The organism is Paenibacillus alginolyticus DSM 5050 = NBRC 15375, from assembly GCF_000422905.1.
GTDB lineage: Bacteria > Bacillota > Bacilli > Paenibacillales > NBRC-103111 > Paenibacillus_E > Paenibacillus_E alginolyticus.
On sequence record NZ_AUGY01000023.1, the window covers coordinates 16402 to 38189 of the forward strand.

General features: G+C 42.9%; 25 protein-coding genes and 1 pseudogene. 3 read left to right on the forward strand and 23 right to left on the reverse strand.

Translation table 11 applies throughout. The features are described 5' to 3' along the window. Window positions 1-7 precede the first annotated feature (7 nt). The 6 genes from G519_RS0112295 to G519_RS0112320 form a co-directional block, all read right to left on the reverse strand. Window positions 8-424, reverse strand: a complete 417-nt coding sequence (locus tag G519_RS0112295; RefSeq protein WP_029194951.1) for an Rrf2 family transcriptional regulator — start codon at window positions 422-424, stop codon at window positions 8-10. 68 nt (window positions 425-492) lie between these two features. Beyond that, window positions 493-849, reverse strand: a complete 357-nt coding sequence (locus tag G519_RS0112300) for a hypothetical protein (RefSeq protein WP_029194952.1) — start codon at window positions 847-849, stop codon at window positions 493-495. 165 nt (window positions 850-1014) lie between these two features. Next, window positions 1015-1248, reverse strand: a complete 234-nt coding sequence (locus G519_RS0112305; protein ID WP_029194953.1) for a hypothetical protein — start codon at window positions 1246-1248, stop codon at window positions 1015-1017. Between the two features lie 385 nt (window positions 1249-1633). Further along, a complete protein-coding gene (locus G519_RS0112310; protein ID WP_029194954.1) occupies window positions 1634-2161 on the reverse strand; it encodes a GNAT family N-acetyltransferase in 528 nt (175 codons plus the stop codon). A gap of 323 nt (window positions 2162-2484) precedes the next feature. Then, window positions 2485-3333 (reverse strand): VOC family protein, encoded by an 849-nt coding sequence (locus G519_RS0112315; protein ID WP_029194955.1) that lies wholly within the window; start codon window positions 3331-3333, stop codon window positions 2485-2487. A gap of 180 nt (window positions 3334-3513) precedes the next feature. Beyond that, window positions 3514-4020, reverse strand: coding sequence for a DUF3189 family protein (locus tag G519_RS0112320; RefSeq protein ID WP_029194956.1), 507 nt, complete (start codon window positions 4018-4020; stop codon window positions 3514-3516). Window positions 4021-4226: 206 nt separating this feature from the next. Here G519_RS0112320 and G519_RS0112325 point away from each other — a divergent pair, with 206 nt between their 5' ends. Continuing rightward, a complete protein-coding gene (locus tag G519_RS0112325; protein ID WP_029194957.1) occupies window positions 4227-4409 on the forward strand; it encodes a hypothetical protein in 183 nt (60 codons plus the stop codon). 80 nt (window positions 4410-4489) lie between these two features. Here G519_RS0112325 and G519_RS0112330 read toward each other — a convergent pair whose 3' ends face one another. Next, window positions 4490-5719: an MFS transporter gene (locus tag G519_RS0112330; protein WP_029194958.1), complete on the reverse strand. Its 1230-nt coding sequence runs from the start codon at window positions 5717-5719 to the stop codon at window positions 4490-4492. Window positions 5720-5897: 178 nt separating this feature from the next. Here G519_RS0112330 and G519_RS0112335 point away from each other — a divergent pair, with 178 nt between their 5' ends. Beyond that, window positions 5898-6662, forward strand: a complete 765-nt coding sequence (locus G519_RS0112335) for a C40 family peptidase (protein ID WP_029194959.1) — start codon at window positions 5898-5900, stop codon at window positions 6660-6662. Window positions 6663-6726: 64 nt separating this feature from the next. Here the strand turns inward: G519_RS0112335 and G519_RS0112340 are convergent, their stop codons facing one another. From G519_RS0112340 to G519_RS52120, 7 genes and pseudogenes are all read right to left on the reverse strand, one after another. After that, window positions 6727-7212 carry a GyrI-like domain-containing protein gene (locus G519_RS0112340; protein ID WP_029194960.1) on the reverse strand — a complete coding sequence of 162 codons (486 nt, stop codon included), beginning with the start codon at window positions 7210-7212 and terminating at the stop codon, window positions 6727-6729. 23 nt (window positions 7213-7235) lie between these two features. Next, on the reverse strand, window positions 7236-7586 hold the full coding sequence (locus G519_RS0112345) for a VOC family protein (protein WP_029194961.1): 351 nt from the start codon (window positions 7584-7586) through the stop codon (window positions 7236-7238). Between the two features lie 135 nt (window positions 7587-7721). Beyond that, window positions 7722-7982, reverse strand: coding sequence for a hypothetical protein (locus G519_RS0112350; RefSeq protein WP_029194962.1), 261 nt, complete (start codon window positions 7980-7982; stop codon window positions 7722-7724). A 15-nt stretch (window positions 7983-7997) separates the two neighbouring features. Beyond that, window positions 7998-8378 (reverse strand): hypothetical protein, encoded by a 381-nt coding sequence (locus tag G519_RS0112355; protein WP_029194963.1) that lies wholly within the window; start codon window positions 8376-8378, stop codon window positions 7998-8000. Window positions 8379-8392: 14 nt separating this feature from the next. After that, window positions 8393-9436, reverse strand: a complete 1044-nt coding sequence (gene mreB / locus G519_RS42770) for a rod shape-determining protein (protein ID WP_036632776.1) — start codon at window positions 9434-9436, stop codon at window positions 8393-8395. A 172-nt stretch (window positions 9437-9608) separates the two neighbouring features. Next, window positions 9609-10514 carry an S-layer homology domain-containing protein gene (locus tag G519_RS0112365; protein WP_029194964.1) on the reverse strand — a complete coding sequence of 302 codons (906 nt, stop codon included), beginning with the start codon at window positions 10512-10514 and terminating at the stop codon, window positions 9609-9611. 326 nt (window positions 10515-10840) lie between these two features. Continuing rightward, window positions 10841-11074: pseudogene (locus G519_RS52120) on the reverse strand (class I SAM-dependent methyltransferase); the annotation flags it as partial. A 147-nt stretch (window positions 11075-11221) separates the two neighbouring features. Here G519_RS52120 and G519_RS0112375 point away from each other — a divergent pair. After that, the gene (locus G519_RS0112375) at window positions 11222-12169 is read left to right on the forward strand and encodes an FkbM family methyltransferase (RefSeq protein WP_029194966.1); all 948 of its coding nucleotides are present in this window, start codon (window positions 11222-11224) and stop codon (window positions 12167-12169) included. Between the two features lie 6 nt (window positions 12170-12175). Here G519_RS0112375 and G519_RS0112380 read toward each other — a convergent pair whose 3' ends face one another. From G519_RS0112380 to icmF, 9 genes are all read right to left on the reverse strand, one after another. Further along, window positions 12176-12682, reverse strand: coding sequence for a DUF6933 domain-containing protein (locus tag G519_RS0112380; protein ID WP_029194967.1), 507 nt, complete (start codon window positions 12680-12682; stop codon window positions 12176-12178). Between the two features lie 176 nt (window positions 12683-12858). Then, on the reverse strand, window positions 12859-13200 hold the full coding sequence (locus G519_RS0112385) for an Mpo1-like protein (protein ID WP_036632778.1): 342 nt from the start codon (window positions 13198-13200) through the stop codon (window positions 12859-12861). Between the two features lie 12 nt (window positions 13201-13212). Beyond that, window positions 13213-13569 carry a hypothetical protein gene (locus G519_RS0112390; protein WP_029194969.1) on the reverse strand — a complete coding sequence of 119 codons (357 nt, stop codon included), beginning with the start codon at window positions 13567-13569 and terminating at the stop codon, window positions 13213-13215. 173 nt (window positions 13570-13742) lie between these two features. Then, window positions 13743-14597 carry a 3-hydroxybutyryl-CoA dehydrogenase gene (locus tag G519_RS0112395; protein ID WP_029194970.1) on the reverse strand — a complete coding sequence of 285 codons (855 nt, stop codon included), beginning with the start codon at window positions 14595-14597 and terminating at the stop codon, window positions 13743-13745. 21 nt (window positions 14598-14618) lie between these two features. After that, window positions 14619-15800 (reverse strand): acetyl-CoA C-acetyltransferase, encoded by a 1182-nt coding sequence (locus tag G519_RS0112400; protein WP_029194971.1) that lies wholly within the window; start codon window positions 15798-15800, stop codon window positions 14619-14621. A gap of 20 nt (window positions 15801-15820) precedes the next feature. Then, window positions 15821-16465, reverse strand: coding sequence for a 2-oxo acid dehydrogenase subunit E2 (locus tag G519_RS42775; protein WP_051253347.1), 645 nt, complete (start codon window positions 16463-16465; stop codon window positions 15821-15823). Window positions 16466-16477: 12 nt separating this feature from the next. Beyond that, window positions 16478-17458: an alpha-ketoacid dehydrogenase subunit beta gene (locus G519_RS0112410; protein ID WP_029194972.1), complete on the reverse strand. Its 981-nt coding sequence runs from the start codon at window positions 17456-17458 to the stop codon at window positions 16478-16480. Window position 17459: 1 nt separating this feature from the next. Then, complete coding sequence (locus tag G519_RS0112415; RefSeq protein WP_029194973.1) at window positions 17460-18470, reverse strand: thiamine pyrophosphate-dependent dehydrogenase E1 component subunit alpha; 1011 nt, start codon at window positions 18468-18470, stop codon at window positions 17460-17462. A gap of 24 nt (window positions 18471-18494) precedes the next feature. Continuing rightward, entirely contained in the window at window positions 18495-21770 is a 3276-nt protein-coding gene (gene icmF, locus G519_RS0112420; protein ID WP_029194974.1) for a fused isobutyryl-CoA mutase/GTPase IcmF, read from the reverse strand. Between the last annotated feature and the right edge of the window lie 18 nt (window positions 21771-21788).

The following is a 21788-nucleotide window of genomic DNA, read 5'->3' on the forward strand; positions in this document are numbered from 1 at the left end:
GCTATTTTTATTTAAAATTAGCTATCAGTTGTTGCAAGGAAACGTTAGACAATCTTTGTTCCATCGCGGTTTGAGCATCACGCATTTCTGCACGGAGGGCCGATTCAATATTTCTTCCTACCGTACAATTAGGGTTGGGATGATTGTGGAAATTGAACAATTCCCCATTCTCGATCACTTCCACTGCCCGGTATACATCAAGTAATGTAATCTTGTCCGTATCCTTGCACAGCGAAGTCCCGCCAATTCCAGCACGAACTTCAACGAGTCCTGCCTTCTTCAGCATCCCAATAATTTTGCGAATGATAACAGGATTCGTATTCACGCTGCCAGCAATGAAATCACCTGTACATTCTGTCGGTATGGTCGCTATTAACGATAGGATATGAACAGCTATCGAAAATCGACTACTAATCTGTTTCATTCTTCATCACCTACTCGTTGTAACCAGTATAGTTCCAACTAACATAGATGTCAAGTTTGACAGATAAGTTATATCGTTTTGTTCGTTATATGTTCCAAAATACGTTCTTTGATTTCCAATGGGTTCTCAATCTGAAAAACAACTTTTCCAAACTGATGATTATTTAATTCAAGGATGACGACATCCTCATGATTCTCGTAGGAAATGAAACACCATTTATCTCCGATCAGAAATCGTCCTTCTCTAATGTCAGCAATGGATGTACCTACTCTAAATTGAAACATGGATAACTTAAAGTCATCTATGGACACATTCATGATATCCGAATACGGAATTTCAACACGTTGTTTCAATGCAGCCGCACTTGTCAATCCCGATAGATGAAGAATAAGAGCATCATTCGTAAATTCAATTGTTCTAGCCATTTTAACTACCTCCGCTTAATAAATTTGGTTTGTTCTAGTGGAAACACCTATAGTACGACTGAGTATGAAAAAACGTTCAAATCATTTAAAATAATTAAAAAAAGAGCTGCTCCCTAAGGTCATTTGACCGTGAGAGACAGCCTTAAACTTAATCGTTTTGGCATTTTACTCCTTATTTTTTGAATCCTTGATAAGATCTTTCTTCCAAAATTCGATGACAACATGGTCCGCCAATTCCATGGAATTCCATGAATTTTTATATTTAAAGTCGTATTCTTCCATTTTTTTCACTGTCATATCTACTTCGGATTTTTTTACTCTTAGTTCCATCGAAATACAATTAGTAAGAATAGTTGTTAGTTCAATTAATTCTTTATTTGGATTTTCAATAGTCGTCAATTTATTCGCACCCTTCTATTATTGTGGCTCATGTTTAGGTTAGTTAAGAAGAAAAAGAACTCCTTTCGGAGTTCTTCATGACGGTGAATTGATTGATGGTACTTATGCCTTGAACCTTACTTGGCTTGGTCAATACCTCATCCATTATTGCAGTACATGTACTACACTAAATGTTTGCGGCACATCTCCTCGCTTCTATACGGATTCAAAAACAACTTCCCTGGTATTTATCTCGTTGAATGTACAACGGAACCACACCTCTCTTGTTTCACCGTCATAAGTAGTATGTCGGATCTGACTCTAATTATACACGCTCATTTTAATAAAAAGAGTCACGCCCATTGTTGATTCTTCCATACTGTATGTAATTCTCAAGGAACCCGTCCTATGATGAAGCAGTAAGATCCAATCTCCAGTCATTGCATCGCATAAAGCTCCCTGGCGGGTATTCGAAGCTGCACTCGGTGATGAACGTGAAGCCGAGTTTCCGGCAAATAGCATTCGATGCGGGGTTGTCAACAGACGGAAACGCATGAATGTGCCTGGCCTTCTGTTCCGCCCTGGCGCTTGCAACAGCCACCGCGGTTGCTTGGCTTGCGATACCTCTGCCTTGGAAAGTCGGCAAAACGCCCCAACCGATCTCATACACGGTCTCTTCCTGCCAGACACGTTCCCAATACCCAATGTTGCCGACAGCTACTAATTCTGGAAGCAAGACGATGCTGAACATCCGGCCATTTCCCTTGCCGCCAATCTCGACGTAACGTATGTGACGCGCTAGGATCTGTTCCTCCGTCTCCGGACCACCCAAGTGTTCCAGCATCTCTGGTGCATTCATTTGGTACAGTAGTGAAAGATCAGTCTCTGCCCATGGCTCGATCCGTACCTGCGAATCGTTCGTTCGATTAAGCATCATTCTCACTCCTAATGAGGAAATCATGTCATAATAAGTACTTTTTCATTGTACTTCTAAACCATGATCCTCCTCAAGTTTCAATCCTCCTTTTTACGATCATGGAAGGGTTGAGACTTAATACAACTACTCAATCACACCTGATCGAACCATAGTTGCCTTTAACAAGTGTTTCTATGTAATAAATGACGGCCGTTTGCTGTCCAAGCGTGACATATTTAGCAATTAAATTAGGATTTTCATTTAGAGCCTCTTCGAGCAATTGTTCCAACTCGATATTAGCCGCTTTTTAAGGTTGCATGGCCCATTTAAGTTAAAATGACTTATAATTCTTGGTATTTCAATAGAATATGATTTCCTGATGGGTCGACAACAGTATTTTCGTTAACAGAATAGCCTAACAATGCTAGATTCTTTATCGCACTATCTCTAGTCATTTCATCTGTAAAAACGATTGTGTAAAATTTTAGGCCTACGCTGTTTCGAGATGGCGCTTGCACACCTTTACCGTTCCAAATGTTTAACCCGATATGGTGATGGTAACCTCCAGTCGAAATAAAAAGCGCTTGATTACTTATTTGATATACAACCTTAAACCCAAGTCCTTGGATATAAAACTCCGCAGCTTTCGCTAGGTCTGAGACATGTAAATGGATATGCCCCATAATGGTGTCAGACGACAATCCCGTGAACCTCTCTCCATTCGCTTCCGACAAAAGGCTGCGCAAATTAACCTGTTCGGTTGACATGGTGACTTGCTCCCCAATCCATTCCCAGTCTTCAGAAGGACGATCCACATAAATTTCTATCCCATTCCCGTCTGGGTCTGCCAAGTACAGCGCTTCACTCACTAGATGATCAGATATTCCTTGTAACGGGTATTTGATGTCAATGAAGTGCTGTATGACTTTTGCCAACTCTTTCCGGTCCGGTACTAGTATCGCGTAATGATATAGTCCTGAACGTCGTGGTTCTTTCGGCAAGACACCTGCTGGCTGCTCTAGGGTCACCAGTGCATCTTTTCCATTTAGCGTTAGTGAAGCTGTGGAATCTGTGCGATCCAAGATTTGAAAACCTAATATCCCTTGGTAAAATGATAGAGACCTTTCAAGCTGTTCCACGATTAATTGTACATGACTTACAAATGTATTTGGCTGTTGATGAAACTTCATTTAAGTCCCTCCCGATAGGTTTGTATGTTAGTCATAACTTGGAGTTAACTACAAGTCAAGCTTTTATTTTACGACTAAGCACAGGAAACTGCTCAGAATGTAAGCATTAAAGAAAAAACAGGTCGCCGCGGCGCCTGCTCTGGCAAAACTTATGTGTATCCATGAACAAACCTTGAATATTTATTTGAAGTCTTTATTATCAAGCATAATTAACTGGGAGGTTGACGATTTCGCGGTTTGTTTCGTATGTTGAACAAGATTAAAAATGTCTTTATACGCTTGTTTAGCCCCTATAACCAATAAGGGCACACCTATAAAATCAATTTTTAACCATCGTGAAAGCATACCGCCGCATGTCATCGCAAAAGGCACAGTCGGTGACGTATTGGATAAAATGATTTTTTCGTTAAGAACCTCTTCTTCCATTAGCATATCAATGAGATTAAATACACCCGGTACTAGGATTTTAGACCTTCCTCTGCCCATTGTGTATACTTTATTGCCATCCTCATCCTTGCCATGAAAGTAAAACTTCCCTCTGTCTTTGTAAACTAACTTATTAAAGTTGTGTGTATTCATTATTTCATTGGTTGTAGGCTCGTGAGTACCGTCCAACTTATTGAGATGATAAGCTGCAGCCAAAGCTGTTGTATGTGTTCCTCCGAAATCATTATAAATATAGATCATAGATCATACCCACCACCCAGAGAACGATATTGTAGAAAACTTCTTTACTTATTATCTCCTAAAATGAATAAAACAACCTTTTTCTCTTAGAGATATAGTCCTCAAAATACCCAGGTAAGCGTTCATCCTGCATAAGTGCCCACTAATCCGAGCATATTACAGTTAGTTGAATCCTTATAACTAACAGCAAGGGAGCATTCTTAACAATGACAACAAACAGTGGACATCAAGGTGCGCATGGGATCGGCCAAGAGATAGAACAGTTAAACAATCAGGCCCAAGCGGCAGAGCTTATGCAAGGAAAAAATAAGGTAGATCAAGAAATCATTGCAGCGGCTAACGAGCACAGTTCAGAATTAGAAGAAATCATTGAACGGGAAACAACATAATTTAGAACTAACTAAAGAAAAATACAACGAAACCACGCACGGATGCGTGGTTTTTTTGTTGAATTCATCTAGCAATATCATTAGCTAGGATCAGCTGCATAATCGGGGTCCGTATTTTTTGTTTCTTTGCCAAAAAACAATAAAACCAGTGCTCCGATGACAATCGCAACGAAGAATACCATAAAAATGGAGGTGATTGCTTTATGATTCGCCACCAGTAAACCTACAAGGTACGGACCAATTATACCGCCTATACGTCCGAAAGATGCGGCAAGTCCTACACCCGTAGATCGTACTTCAGTCGGGTACAATTCAGGTGTGTAGGCATACATGGCTCCCCATGCGCCAAGATTAAAAAAAGATAAGCAAACTCCGGCTGCTATCAACATCCCTACCGTATCCGCATTACTGAACCATAATGCGCTTGCTGCGGTCAGCAACAAATAGGTGACGAGCACAAACTTACGTCCAAATTTCTCAATCAAATAAGCAGCGGTAAAATAACCTGGAAGCTGCGCTAACGTCATAATCAATACATATTGAAAGCTTTTCACGAGGCCAAACCCTTTAATAACCATGACAGTTGGAAGCCATAGAAACATACCGTAATAGGAAAATACCACTGTGAACCATAAAATCCAAAGTGTTAAGGTGGATCTTCGATATTTAGACGACCACACAGAAGCTACACGTTCGCGGAAAGACAATTTCCGGCTTCGAAGCCCCGTATATCGCGGTGAATCTTGAACCGATCGCCTGAGGTATAAAGCATAAAACCCCGGCAGTGCACCGATAACAAAGGCCACACGCCACCCGTAAGTAGGAATGATGAAGTAGGCAATAAGCGCCGCTACGATCCAACCGCACGCCCAGAAGCTTTCTAGCAGCACAACAGCTCGTCCCCTTTCACTCAGGGAAAACGACTCTGAAACAAGCGTTGACGCAACAGGGAGTTCCCCGCCAAGTCCTACTCCTGTAATGAAACGCAGGACACATAAGATAACAAAGCTAGTGGCAAGAGCAGAGAGTCCGCTTGCTGCGGAGAAAATAATAATCGTACCAAGCAAGACCATCCGACGTCCGTATCGATCAGCAAGGGAGCCTGCTAATAAAGCCCCTACGGCCATTCCTATCGAATTAATGGCTGCCAACAAACCAATCTGCTGTGCGCCTAATTTCCACTCGACTGCCAATGCAGCAACAATAAAAGAGATAATCCCTACATCCATAGCGTCGAACAACCAGCTAATGCCTGTGCTGAAAAGCAACTTTCGTTTCGCCGGTTCGCGCAACAAATTCGTTTTATTCACGTTCAAAACGCATTCTCCTAATCATCGCAATAGCTTACCTTATCCCTATTTTGTGTTACATAACCGAAAAACACTCCTTCTGAAATCCAATTCTCAGACTTCAGGTTGAAGAATCCAATCATCGCATTAAATGTGATCAATCTAAACATAATATGGGTATTAACTACAGGAGGAAATCATGAAACATTCAAAAAAATTACTTACAGTATTAAGCTGTATTCTTGTTTTAACTGGTTGTGGTAAAGGAAATGTCGCCCCTCAGAAAGTTGGAGTCTCCACGCAACAAGGCGGTATGGATAGCCGGCTATTGGATCCTACAATTACAAATCAAGACGTATTGCTTCAAAGAGGTGATGCTAACATTGAACTAGAAAAACGCGGCTATCGCGCACAAGATGTCGCTTCTTCCACGAATGGCTCAATCAAAATCCTCGGAGGATCACGTGAACTCGTTAAAGTTACACCTAATCCTTCCATCCAGCCAAAACAAGGTAACTATGCAGAGAATGTAATCTCACAAGCAGTTATGTACTATGGAACTCCATATGAATTCAGTTCGGATCGTTCGGACCCGTCTACTTTTGACTGCTCCGACTTCACACGCTGGGTTTATCTTTCTTCGCTTGGTATGGAAATCCCAAAAGATTCAAGAAGTCAAGCGACCTATGTTCAAACTTTCTCCAATCGGACGTACACATCTATCGATCAAGCCCAACGTGGAGATTTGCTCTTCTTCGTCAGTTATAAAGGGAATGATCCGAATAAATACGTCGGGGTGGATAAATCAATCGGAAGTATTACACACGTGGGTTTATCATTGGGGAATGGTAAAATCATCCACACGGCTTCAGCGGCCACAGGCGGCGTACGCATAGATGAAGTTGCCAATAATCATCTAACCTATCGCTTTGTCTTAGGTGGTTCAGTACTAGACACCAAATAATCCTTGCTAATCTCGTAATCAATGAGGACTTCCGTCAATAGGTGGAGGTCCGAACGAGAGGGCGTTATTCGATGAAATCCCTAATAGGTATTAATATTTCGACATTTTCTTCCTCTACATTTTCCTCAAAGTAATAGATTTCGATCGGACAGGATTGATCCAAAAACTTCTGTTCATATCCCTTTTCTTTCATCCACTCAAATATTCTGGAGTACGCTTCACCTATTGTTTTGGTTGTACAATTTATTTTGGCGTAAGTGACGTTAGGCAGCTTAAATCCAATCATCCCATGAGGTATTAATATTAAATCATCCACTTCAAGGCAAGCAAAATAAGTAGCAAATATCCCATTGCACATGTAGGGCGAAAATAAGACTTCCTGGTCCTTCGCATTTGTAATCTCATGTCTTCTCTCAGCAAATTGACTTTGTATTTGCAGGGCAGCATCTGGGAAACCATTTGGAAAATTGGCTGTAAGACTCTGACCTACTAATTGATACTCTCTTCTAATTGTCTCACAGTGAAATTGAATCATCGTTTTGTTTTCCAAAGTAATCGTCCCTCTCCTATTGATTATTTATTTTGAATTAAACCGATCCCATTCCCTACTGGATCCACTAAATAGGCCAGATAAAAATCATCAAATTCCATTTTGCCTCTAACCACTTGTGCTCCCGATTCAACGGATTTAGTAAGTGCCTCATCTATGTTGTCAACTTCGATTTGAATTCTTATTCCATGCGGAAAATCACTGGGTCCCTTAGAAATACCGCCATTTATGCCGGATTCATCATCATTTCCCGTTGTTACTGGATGATATCCCCAGTTAGGCTCTGCAATCTTCCAGCCAAAAACAGACGAATAAAAACTTGCTGCACGTTCCGGATCTTGACTATTCATTTCAAATAATACAACACGACCCAAATGACTCAACCTCCATAATTGGTATTTATACCCAACTCCATAATACCGAATATTTGTTCCCATGTAAATGAAATTATTTCTAAAATAAACAAAAAAACCGATCCTTGTTGACTAAGGAACGGCTTCTTTGGGGTATTAATTATAAGTAATCTTCAAACCTAACTCCAAGGCACGGGCAAGCGCCCCTTCCGAAAATTTAGGTTTCTTATATCTTTCTTCAAACTCTTCTTTCGATAGCGGAGTCCAGATGAAATCTTTATTCTGATAAATCCACGTTTTAGTTCCCCAATCAACGTGAACCGTCCGGCTCGCAACCTTTTTAACGACGCCAATCTCGATAATAACACCGGTTTTACCGAATATTTTGGCACAGTATTTGTTAAGCATTTCGCTCACAACAACACCCCATTTCTATACGCCTGATCTTAGTGAATGAATGATACTTGAAGCCATTTCAATAGACTGCTCGTCTGCTTGAAATTCATCACGAAAGGAATCACCCATTACCTTATTAATCGCCTTGCCCAATGATAGAACATCCAGATCATCTAGATGTTTAGTGATATAAATGGTTATCGTTCGCGTTTCACCATCATACTCATCATCCGGACTACCCATCGCTAGAAGCTTTACGGGGTCCCATCTATCGATGTGGTATTTCACGACCTTCATAATTGGCGTAGGATCATAAGGCAGGGATTCTAAATACCTATTCTCTTTCATGATTTCCTTTTTAATCCTCCAAAGCATTACATTCATTTTCGTCTGATCAGATACTGCTCTAAATTTCAATAGAAAAGCCTCCTTTACAGGACGCTTTCTCGATCTTCTGTCACAATCTTTTCAGACCGTTCAATTATCGCCCCATTGAAGTTTATCATTTTCCCAGTACCTTGAGCAATACATTCCATCGGGTGCTCTGCGAGATGAACGGGTACACCTATGTCTTGCTGAAGACGTTTATCCAATCCTTCCAGCAATGCGCCGCCCCCACATAACAGAATGCCCTGCTCCATCACATCTCCGGCAAGTTCCGGCGGGCATTTCTCCATCGCGAGTCGAATGCATTCCAGAATCGATTTCACAAAATCATCCATAATCTCGTAAATTTCCAGCGATGAAATCGATATGGTTCTAGGCAATCCCTGCATAAGGTCACGCCCTCTTATATCCATCTTCACTTCTTTCACAGGCTTGACAACGGCAGCGACGTTCTTCTTGATTTCCTCCGCAGTCCGTTCTCCAATGGCCATATTATAAGTTTTCTTCACATATTCAATGATATCCTGATCGATCGACATGCCTCCACGGCGAACCGACTCACTTACGACAATACCACCTAGAGAAATGATCGCTACTTGGCTTGTCCCTCCGCCGATATCAAGGACCATACTACCAATTGGTTCTGCAACAGGCAACCCAGCGCCCATAGCTGCAGCGAGCGGCTCCTCGATCGTGAGAGATCTCCTTGCTCCTTTATGTACAATCATTTCCTCGACAGCGCGCTTTTGCACATTCGTAATTCCACAAGGCACGGAAATCAATACTTGGAAGCTGCGAAACCATTGATAACCTCTTTTTATTTTGCCTATAAAATATTTCAGCATCGCTAAGGTCATATCGAAATTCGCTATAACCCCATCCTTTAAAGGATAAATAACCTCCACATTAGCTGGAGTTCTCCCTATCATATCATAGGCCTCCTTGCCAAAAGCTTTAATCTCCCCGGTATCCGTTTGAATGGCGACGACAGATGGCTCTGACAATACAATCCCTTTTTTTTGTTGATAAATAAGTGTGTTACAGGTGCCAAGGTCTACTCCAAACAGTTCTTCCAATCTCTTTAACATGACTCGCTCCTTCTCGCTGTTTAATAGACAATGCCCATAGTAGCGCGTATATTAGTTGATTTGACTTAACTGCATCTTCATACTTGTTCGCATAAAACAACTATTTTTAGAGGGTAATACAAAAAATGCTCCCCACCCTTAACGGTGAACAGCACTCTTAAGTATGATTTATTTAGTTCGCAACTGCAGGTTCTGCTACTGCTTTATAAGCTGAGGAAACATATGTTACGGCTTTCGCTTCCGTTATCACCTCAGCATACATCGTGTCCGGTTTTGGATCTTGCAGCGTATACGAAATCACCGCTTGACCGTTTTGATCAAATCGAACATTTTGAATGGCAATACTGTAACCTGAATTCGGTTTTTGACCTCTTGATAAGGTAACCTTGTTCACATCGTCCGTTACTTTCTCCACAGTTACAGTTACATCTTCAATAGGTGCCGGTTTATGGATATGTGTGTCTAAAACGCGAATCGCATTGTATACCCAACCTGCGGCTTGGCCACGAGTAAGTTCGGCTTTAGGATTAAACATGCCATCCTTGTCAAGCTCGGCAATTTTGTAAAGCAGCAATCGCTGTAAAGCCCCTTGAAATTCGGGAGTAATCTGTGGCTCATCTTTGATCGGTATAAACATTTTCACCAGCGGGAAATTGCCCTTCTTTTCCAAAGCTCGTACGAGCATTTCCCCAAATTGTTCACGAGTAATTGTTGCGTTCGGGTTTACATCCTTAGGAATGTTCATGCCGTTGTAGTGCGCTATAATGAATGCATCCGCATACCAAGCATCATTCGGGATGTTGGTATAAATATCAGAAGCTAATGGCTGTTTAAAAAAACGCAAAGTATCCATGTTTAAATTCATGCCTTTAACGATCATTTGCACGGTTTGTGCATAACTAATCTTTCCTTTTGGGACGAAATGATCCTTATCAATCCCGCTCACGATTCCGCGTTCTTGCAGAGCTGAGATTGCGGCAGCTTGTCCTTCCTCTACATCCGTAAAAGCGAAGGCACTGCTAAAAGTCAAACTGCTTACTAAAGCTGTTGTTAAAGTTAAAGCTGCTATCTTTTTCATAGTTAATTCTCTCCTTTTAGTTGATTATCTTATTACACACTCTTAACGAATCGTAGGTGAAAAATGTTTCAGTAAGTTTAAAAAAATAAAAACCGAGGGATTTCCCCCGGCTTAACCACGTATAAATAAAGTTCTTATATCTCTGCTGATCAGGATTTGTTCTCCATTATTTTCGAACGACATACGTCAAACAATCACTCTTGAGCAGAATTTCGCAACCATTTCTCTCTATGTTAAATTCCAACTGTTTTAAAGTAGTAAAGATTATTTCCCAATCTGGAAACGCCGATGATAATAATTGTTTCGCATCATTTGTTGTTAAGTTAAGTTCCATAAATGGATCTAATTCCATTCCTGATTCTATATCTATTTCTGCCCACTCCGCAACCTAGATCTAATACCGTAAGATTGTCTTTGGATTTAAAATGAGTCAGTGTATCCATCACTGTTTTTACAGGTTTGGACAGCCATGTTCCTTCTTCAAATAATTTATAGTTATCATAACAAGCTTCATGATATTTTCGCTCTTCATCTCTAATTATTTTGATCCTAGTATCCATTGTAGCTCTCCTCGTTCATTAAATGTAAATATTTCACATAAATAAACATTCATTTTACATCCACATAACTCATAAATAATAACTTTTTGTTAAAATAAAAAGACTTACGTTCCTATCCAAAAACTTTAGTTAGAAAGGAACTACACGATGACCCATAAACACACTTTCGAGGCTGCTATTAAACATGAGTCTTCTTTACGTTATTGGGAAATTTTGAAATCAACGGCACGTTATGTGCTTTCCCGCACGATTATAAGACAATGGCGCACAGACCGAATTGTGCTGCCTGGTTCATCTCGTATTCTTTATGTCGATCCAACCGAAAACCGCGGTAGAATTCTGTATATGACGGGTGGAATGACACAACCAAGGCTGAATTTGTTTTGGAAAACGGCGGTTGCCAATTTCCGACCCACCTTGATCATAGACGTAGGCGTAAATTATGGCGAATGCCTCTTTTCCGTGACCTATCCCAAAAACAGCAAAATCATTGGTATTGAAGCCAATCCTCATTTGCAGCCGTTTATTGAGCGTTCCAAGAAAATACATCCTAACCGCAAAAAAATTAACACCGTTTATGCTATGGCTTCTAACGAAGATAGCGATAAGCAATCTTTCTTCATTAATAAATACTGGTCTGGCCTTTCAACCGCAGCTCTTGGCAAGGAGGACGTATCGAAGGCATACCAACAACACGATGTTCCTAGCATTACACTTGACTCTTTGCTTAGCCAGTATCCACTAGATAAAGAAAAGCTATTATTCAAAATCGATGTGGAAGGTCATGAAGAGAAGGTCATCCAAGGGATGCTGAATTCCATTAAGAATTGTCCTAATATACTTGGATTTATTGAATTTGATAGTAAATATTTAGCCAAAAGTGATACGGATGCGCATGCATTTTTAACTTTTTTACAAGTGCATTTCAACCTTTATGTTTACTTAAATAATCAGGAACTGTACTACTTCGAACAAATATCTCTAGAAAAACTGCAACTGTTATTCAAAAAGAAACATATTCATACGGATATCATCTTGGCCTCACCGGGCGTGACGATCCCGGAGATCTATTCGCAGATTATACAATTGGATTAGTATAGTTTACATATCCAGCAAAGCATTCTTTAGAGCGAGCCTAGGGTATCCTTCCGCTAGCTTTAAAATAACAGAATCATTCAGCTTTACATTAAGACCAACAATATTCAGCTCATCAGTAGGAAGATATTTTTCAATCCAATGTTGTGTCATGAAAATTTGCTCATTTAAAGATCCCACGATGCTTCTATTGTGAGTTTTCGTGTAAATAAACTTGTCCATGTTCGATAAAAACAAATTAACCTCTTGATCTGTGAATTGATCTGCTCTTAAGACAATCTCTAGATTTTTCAAAAACAAATGTTGAAAGTCTTTAACATGTTCTTTCCTGAACCCATAAAGAACTACTTGGTATCTTGTTAAATCGTTCATTATCATTACACAGTTCTTTCTGCCCACCTTAAACAAATGAGCATGCCAACTATTCAGTGGTCTATAACCCACTTCCGGAATTGGCAAAACTTGAAAATTACTTAAATCAAATAATTTCTTTGTGCATGCAATAACTGCCATTAATGTTCACTACTTTCTTGTCTTAGATGCTTGGCATGAAGCCAAGGTATATATTGATTGCTACTGCATAGATGCTACCATAAAAAAGATACCAACTACGATTGCCCAAAGGATGGAAAAAGAATTTATTGTATAAGCTATCCATTTCTTTCTCGTAAATTGAATTGGAGTGAGTATCAACGTTTCCCATGTAACCATTTGTTCAAAATTTCTTTACCAGTTGCAAGCTCAATCGTCTTAATAAAAAACCATGTAAACCCAGAGTAGAAACCTATAAGTGGATAGCGAAAAGATGCTGGCTTATTCCCCTCAAAATAGAAATGTCCTATCCACGATAATAGGTAATGTAATAGGGCTAGTATCAACGTTACTTTTAGATCATAAAACAAAAATATCCACGCCAAAAAAGCCGACAAAAAAGCAAAATAGTGCAGGATTAGATTGGTCTTATTCAGATGCTCTTTAAGATAATAATCTAAGTCGCGTTGAACTCGAGCTATGAACTTCTTTCGTCTCATCTCAATTTTACCTCATTTGTCAGTGTCCAAATCTTTCTTTTTATCATTTCCTTTGTTCAAATAAGTCTCAAGCTCCTCTTCAATTTCTACATTAACCTTCTCAAGTTCCTTTTGTTCGGATTCACTAAGCACTTCGAGTTCAAGCTCCTGTTCAATTTCCTCATTCGTCATATGAAAATCGTTACGATCCACGATGCCTAATCGTTCTTTAATTCTCTGCATATCTTCATACATTTTTTTGTTTCTTTGATGTGTACTTAAAACAAGCCCAAATATAATAGCTAGTAAAACGATTCCCCCATATGGCCCTAGAAAAATAGCTATCAATATTGCAATAATAATGGCTAAAATAATTCCAAAAATCGTCATTCGTATTTTCCTTTCGGTTGTTGATTAATTTTTTCTATAAACTTCACTTGGTTTAATTCAATAAATCCCAGAATATCCCTGCATTAACCAGCAGCATTTTTCAAAAATATACTTATTCTCAAATCAAAATGGACAGTCCCCTATGAAGTGACTGTCCACTGGTATCCTTTTTATCAACCATGATACGAATAAAACCCCTGACCAGATTTGCGCCCCAAACGCCCTGCTTTCACATACTTCCGCAGAAGTGGACATGGACGATATTTCGAATCTTTAAAGCCATCATATAGGACTTCCATGATAGATAGGCAGGTATCCAAACCAATGAAATCCGCCAACTCCAGCGGTCCCATGGGATGCTTCATGCCGAGCTTCATCACTGTATCGACCGATTCAACTGAAGCAACGCCTTCATAAACGGTAAAAATAGCTTCGTTAATCATCGGCATCAAGATTCGATTCGACACAAACCCAGGAAAGTCTTTCACTTCTACAGGGGTCTTCCCCAATCTTTCGCTCAGTTTATAAACTGCTTCGAACACTTCCTGTGAAGTTTCCAACCCACGGATGACTTCAACTAAAGGCATAACCGGTACTGGGTTCATGAAATGCATGCCAATTACCTGGGCCGGACGCTGGGTGACCGCGGCAATTTCGGTAATAGGAAGCGATGACGTATTCGATGCCAAGATGGTTTTTGGCGTACAAATAGCATCTAACTTTTGAAATAGGGACGTTTTCAACCCCATATTCTCGGAAATGGCTTCTATCACAAGATCTACCTGTTCCGCATGTTCTAATTGCTCCGCAGGCCCAATTCGACTTCGAATTTCAGATTTCCTTACTTCTGTAAGACCTCCTTTTTCAACAGCTCTAGATAGTTGTTTGTCTATCGAAGTTAATCCTTTGTCAATAACCCCTATGGAAATATCATGCAAAAGCACCTTCAAGCCCGAAGCAGCAGCAACTTGGACAATACCGCTCCCCATTTGCCCAGCACCTACAACCATGATAGTCTGTATATTCATCTATTCACCCCCACCACACGCTTATGGATCTACATGTAAAAGAATCGCATCTCCTTGCGCGGCACCGCTGCATATCGCGGCTATGCCATAGCCTCCGCCAATTCTCCGCAGTTCATGGATCAAAGTAAGGATGATTCGCGCCCCGCTGGCGCCAATGGGGTGACCTAGAGCGATCGCTCCGCCATTTACGTTGACTCGCTCCGGATTCCAGCCAAGCAATCTGCCACTGGTTAGCATAACGGCCGCAAAGGCCTCATTCACTTCGAACCTGTCGATTTGCTCCAACGACAAACCCGTTTGACGCAACAGCTTCTGAATCGCCAGAGCCGGTGTGACCGCGATATATGGCGCTCTTTCACCTACAGCAGCGTGACCAACAATCCTAGCCATAGGCTTTATCCCCTGTGAAACAGCCTTTTCTTTGGACATGACCACCATAGCTGCAGCGCCGTCATTTACGCCTGGAGCGTTACCCGCTGTAATCGTGCCATCCTTTGTGAACAAAGAAGGCAATGCGGCAAGCTTTTCAAGACTTGTATCTGCTCTAGGGACTTCGTCTTGACTAATCGCAATCGTTCCACCCTTACTCTCGATAGCTACAGGGACGATTTCCTCCGCAAAATATCCCTTATTCATCGCATCAACAGCTCGAATATGACTGCGAAGTGCCCATTCATCCTGATCTTTACGGCTAATTCCAAACTCACCGGCTACCGTACTGCCATGAACGATCATATGCACATTGTGAAATGAACACCATAAACCGTCATGAATCATAAGATCCACGAGGCTTTGATCACCCATTCTTGCTCCCCACCGTGCGCTTGGAACTGCAAATGGCGCGTTGCTCATGCTTTCCATCCCGCCGGCTACGATAATATCCGCATCCCCTGAACGTATGATTTGCTCCGCCAATGTCACACTTCTCAGCCCGGATGCACACACTTTGTTAATTGTCTCCGTGGTCACTTTCCAGTCCAGACCAGCCCACCTGGCAGCCTGACGTGATGGAATTTGTCCCGCTCCTCCCTGAAGCACCATCCCCATAAGCACTTCGTCAATGGTTGCCGGATCAATCGAAGATCGGAGGATTGCTTCTTTGATTGCTGTTCCACCGAGAGTGACTGCCTGGACTTCTTTCAAGGCACCACCCAACTTGCCAAATGGCGTTCGGGCACCGCCTACAATGACACTTTCCCTCATGGATTCGTCCCCCATCGTTCTCAATAAATGATCGTTTCTTCCTTATATTGTTCCAAATAATACTTAACACGCTGCATGAAACGACTGCCAATCATCCCATCCACCATGCGGTGATCATAGGAAAGACACAGATTCGCGATAGATCGAATCGCAATCATTTCCTGAATAACTACGGGCTTACGTACGATAGACTCAAAAGTCAGCATAGCCGCCTGCGGATTATTAATGATTGGACAAGAAAGCAAGGATCCTGCCGAGCCTGTGTTACTAAATGTAAATGAACCCTCAACGAATTCGGAAGGCAGCAACGAACCATTTCGCGCCTTATTGGCCAAATCATGCAGTTCAATCGCGATTCCTGCGATGGATTTACGATCCGCATGATAGATCACAGGTGTTACAACGGTATCGTCGGTATTAGCAACCGCTATCGATAAGTTGATATCTTTTTTGACATGAATGCTGCCCGAGTGCCAGCTCGAGTTCAGCATGGGGAACTCCTTCAAGGCATTAACGATTGGTTTCAAGACGAATGGGCTAAGCGATAACGGGATGCCCTCTCTACGCATAAAGTCTTCTTTCAACTTTTGCCGCAAGTCAACTAGGTTACTGACATCCACTTCGATCATCATCCAAGCATGGGGATTTTCAGAGTTACTCTGCATACCCAGCCTCCTTCAGATTTCCGCTAATTGGCGCATGGCATCTTTGACGGTGTCGACATTCGGCAGGTAAAACTTCTCTAAGGTTGGCGCCATGCCAACAGGGGGAATATCGGGAGGGCAGCATCTCATGATGGGTGCATCCAATTCGTACAACAGGTGTTCAGCAATTAAAGCAGAAATTTCAGCACCAATGCCGCCTGTTTTATTATCTTCGTGAACGATCAATATTTTTCCGGTTTTGGCTGCCGCCTCGTAAATAGCAGGCTTATCGAGCGGATGAAGCGTCCGCAAATCCAATATCTCTGTACTAATTCCTTCTTGCTCCAGCTCAAAAGCCGCTTTAATGGCATAATGCACCGACAATCCATAGGCAATCACTGTGATATCCTTTCCCTCACGCCTTATGGCTGCCTTGCCGATCGGAACTGTGTAATCTTCTTCAGGGACTTCATCGGATATTGATAGATAACACTTCTTATGTTCGAAGAAAAGGACAGGATCCTCGTCCCGCACTGCCGCCTTCAGTAAACCTTTGGCATCATAGGCTGTAGACGGCGCAACAATCTTGAGTCCGGGAGTGCCAAAAAAGACCGATTCCGGACACTGGGAGTGATACAATCCGCCTCCACCTGTCGCGCCGTAAGGTGCGCGAATGACGATTGGACAATGCCAGTCATTATTCGAGCGATAACGAATTTTCGCTGCCTCGCTGATGATTTGATTAACTGCAGGGAAAATAAAATCGGCAAACTGGATTTCAGCAATCGGCCTCATCCCGACCATAGCCGCTCCAATCGCAACACCCACAATAGCAGATTCAGAGAGCGGCGTGTCGAGGACTCTCAATTCACCGAACCGATCGCGCATGCCTTTCGTCGCATTAAGTACGCCGCCCTTCCCAATATCCTCTCCGAGCACAAAAACATGCTCATCGCGTTCCATTTCTTCAATCATCCCACGACGAATGGCCTCCAAATACGTTAAGATTGGCATTTTAAGCATCACCCCCATCTTCCGCATAAACATGCCGTAATACATCTTCTGGAACCGGATAAGGGGCTTTTTCAGCATATTTCGTTGCTTCGTTCACTTCTTTCGTGACACTCTCATTCAGCATTTGTTCAATCTCTTCAGACATGACGCCGCATTCGATCAAATAACGCCGAAACCGCTGCAAGCCGTCCTGCTCCTTATGGTATTCTACCTCTTCTTTCGTCCGGTACAGCATATCATCATCCGCGGTGGAATGCGGCGGGATTCGATAAAGCATCGCCTCGATCAACGTCGGCCCATACCCGCGAACGGCACGCTCCCTCGCTTCTTTGACCGCGCGATACACCTCCAGCGTGTCATTGCCGTCAACTCGCTGACCTGGGAAGCCGTAGCCTGCGGCACGATCGACAACGCGCCCGGCCACCTGTCTATGCGCAGGGATGGAAATGGCATACTGGTTATTTTCGCATAAGAAAATAACGGGCAGCTTGAATACACCGGCAAAATTGAATGCTTCGTGGACATCCCCTTGATTGCTAGCCCCTTCGCCAAAGCTGACGAAAGCGACATGGTCTTCCTTTTTTATCATGGCCGTTAGTGCGATGCCGACAGCATGCAAGGCTTGCGTGGCAACCGGACTCGATCCCGAAACAATATGATGCTTTTTATAGCCAAAATGCCCTGGCATTTGCCTGCCTCCGTTAACGTCCTCCGCTTTGAATAAGGCTGCCAGCATGAGTTCACGCACGGTCATACCCACCGTTAAGACAAAGGCATAATCCCTGTAATAAGGCAGAAAATAGTCATGCTGCTTATTTAATGCGAATGCCGCTGCTGCCTGGGTCGCTTCTTGACCGATACTTGAGATATGAAAGGCCGTTTTGCCTGACCGTTGAAGTAGGGTTGCTCGCTCGTCAAACTTCCTCGCTTTGAGCATGAAGGTATACATCTGCAGCACCTGTTCATCGGTTAAACCGAGCTGTTGATGCTTGGTAACTTGCTGAGAAGACATTGGAACTCCTCCTCTCTCCTGCTGCTACATATTTCTGCGATACTGCCCGCCTACCTGATACAGCGCATGGGTAATTTGCCCCAAGCTTGCTACCTTGACCGTTTCCATCAATTCGGCGAAAATGTTGCCTCCATCCAGCGCAATTCGTTGCAGCTTTGCCAAAGCTTTGGGTGATTCGGTTTGATTCTTCGAAAGTAACTCCCTGAGATTCATAATTTGCTGCTCTTTTTCTTGCGTCGTTGCCCGAGCTAACGGGATATTCATGTCCGTATCCTTGGAAGGATTGGGATGAAAGAACGTATTCACGCCAATTATCGGGAGCTCGCCATGATGTTTTTTCATTTCATACAGCATTGATTCATTCTGGATTTTACCCCTTTGATACTGAGACTCCATGGCTCCGAGCACTCCGCCTCTTTCGCTAATTCGTTCTAACTCCTGAAGCACTGCCTCCTCAACCAAATCGGTTAACTCCTCAATAATGAAAGAACCCTGCAGCATGTTCTCATTTTTAACAAATCCAAGCTCCTTTGTAATGATCAATTGAATCGCCATAGCTCGGCGCACAGATTCCTCCGTTGGTGTCGTTATCGCCTCGTCATACGAATTCGTATGCAGCGAATTGCAATTATCAAGTAGCGCCATCAGTGCTTGAAGCGTGGTTCGGATATCATTAAAATCAATTTCCTGCGCATGCAGAGATCGCCCCGACGTTTGGATATGATATTTGAGCTTTTGACTTCGTTCATTCGCGTTGTATTTGTACTTCATTACAGTTGCCCAAATTCGGCGCGCCACTCGTCCAATCACCGTATATTCCGGATCTAGCCCATTGCTGAAAAAGAAAGACAGATTCGGTGCAAAGTCATCAATCGGCATGCCTCTAGCCAAATAATATTCAACATAGGTAAATCCGTTAGCCAGTGTAAAAGCGAGCTGTGAGATCGGGTTCGCCCCTGCTTCGGCAATGTGATAGCCCGAAATAGAAACCGAATAATAATTACGGACCTCATGATCGATAAAATATTGCTGAATATCGCCCATCATCCGCAGTGCGAACTCCGTAGAAAAAATGCACGTATTCTGCCCCTGATCCTCCTTCAAAATGTCAGCCTGTACGGTCCCCCTCACCGACTTCAGTGTCTGTTCGCGGATCTGGTTCGCCTCCACGTCCGTTGGTAGTCTACCATGCTCCCGGGAGAAGCGTTCGATCTGGAAATCGATCGCCGTGTTCATGTACATCGCAAGAAGTATCGGTGCAGGACCGTTAATCGTCATTGAAACCGAAGTCAAAGGATCGCACAGATCGAATCCGGCATACAGCTTTTTCATATCGTCTAATGAACAGACACTAACCCCGCTCTCACCGATTTTTCCATAAATGTCCTGCCGTTCATCAGGATCCTCCCCATACAGAGTGACGGAGTCGAAAGCGGTGCTGAGACGTTTGGCTTGATCGTTCTGCGATAAATAATGAAATCTTAGATTCGTGCGTTCCGGCGTCCCTTCGCCTGCAAACTGGCGTTTGGGGTCCTCCGCTGTTCGTTTGAAAGGAAATACACCTGCTGTAAAGGGAAATTCACCCGGAACATGTTCACGGTACATCCAACGAATGAGGTCACCGGCATCGCGATATTTGGGCAGACTTACCTTCGGAATGTCCAACCCTGACAAGCTTGACGTTGTTAGCTCAGTCACATATTCTTTATCCCTTACTCGGGTAGTGAATGTTTTGCCTGTGTATTTTCTTTGTAACTCCGGCCACTTCTCGAGTAAGTGACGAGTTTCTTTGTGCATGCGGTTCTCGACATTTATCTTAAGTGTTTGCAGGACAGAGACACTTTCGTCTGCTGCAAGCTCTTGCTGTAAGGCTGATATTGCCCCTTCAATTCGGTAGCAGGTAGTGGCTAGCTCGGCTTCCCTTTCTACAAACGAGTGATACGCCCGAACCGTATGCGCAATTTCTCCTAAATACCGTATCCGGTCAGCTGGTATGATGACATGCGTCTTAGCAGCAGCATGACCAGTTGTAAATCCATGAACAGACCACTTCAAAACACATTTACGATTCAAGGTCTCGATGAGTGCACAGAATAACGTATCCACGCCAGCATCGTTAAATTGACTAGCCATCGTACCATATACGGGCATGGTTTCAAAATTCAAATCAAATAAACCGTGATTTCTTTGAACTTGCTTCTTCACATCTCGAAGTGCATCCGCAGAGCCTCTGCGGTCGAATTTATTAATCGCGATCAGGTCCGCGTAATCCAGCATATCAATCTTCTCTAATTGCGAAGGCGCACCGAATTCGCTTGTCATCACATAGAGCGACACATCGGCTACTTCGGTGATTTGATGATCGCCTTGACCAATTCCGCTGGTCTCCACCAAAACAAGATCAAAGCCGGCTGCCTTCAAGACGGCAATGGCAGGAATAATAGCAAACGACAGCTCATTGCCCGATCCCCGAGTAGCCATACTTCGCATATAGACACGGTCGTTATGAACAGCATTCATGCGGATGCGATCCCCAAGCAAAGCGCCGCCGCTTCGCTGCTTGGTTGGATCGACTGATAGGATGGCAATCGTTTTATCTGGGTACTGGCGCAAGAAACGCTGAACAATTTCATCGGTTAGGGAGCTTTTCCCCGCTCCGCCTGTGCCTGTGATGCCTACAACTGGACATATAGCCCCACTCAAAGGCATGTTATTTAATGTCTCTATCTCCGTTATCGATTCCCTGCTTTCGCAAGCTAGTTCGGCAGCAGTAATGAAGCGGGCTATTGACCTATGATCATTGATTTGCCCTACCTCGCTTATTTCACCAAATTCTTTACCTTGAACAAAGCCGGAAACCTTACAAAAATCACACTCCTTCATCATGAAGTTAATCATCCCTTGCAAGCCAAGCTCTCTTCCATCATCAGGCGAAAATAGGCGAGTAACGCCGTAATCATGAAGCATTTTTATTTCCGAAGGAAGGATCACTCCTCCACCGCCACCGAAGACTTTGATCTCGGATGCCCCACTTTCCCGCAATAAATCAATCATATAAGTAAAGTACTCGACGTGCCCTCCTTGATAGGATGATACGGCAATTCCCTGAACGTCCTCTTGGATTGCTGCTTGCACAATCTCGCTAACGGATCGGTTATGCCCTAAATGAATGACCTCCGCTCCACTGGCTTGAAGAATTCGCCGCATAATCGTTATGGACACATCGTGGCCGTCAAATAAAGCCGAAGCCGTCACGAATCTCACCTTATGCTTCGCACGATAGTTGGTTTCCGAACCCACTGTTGACACGGCTGCACC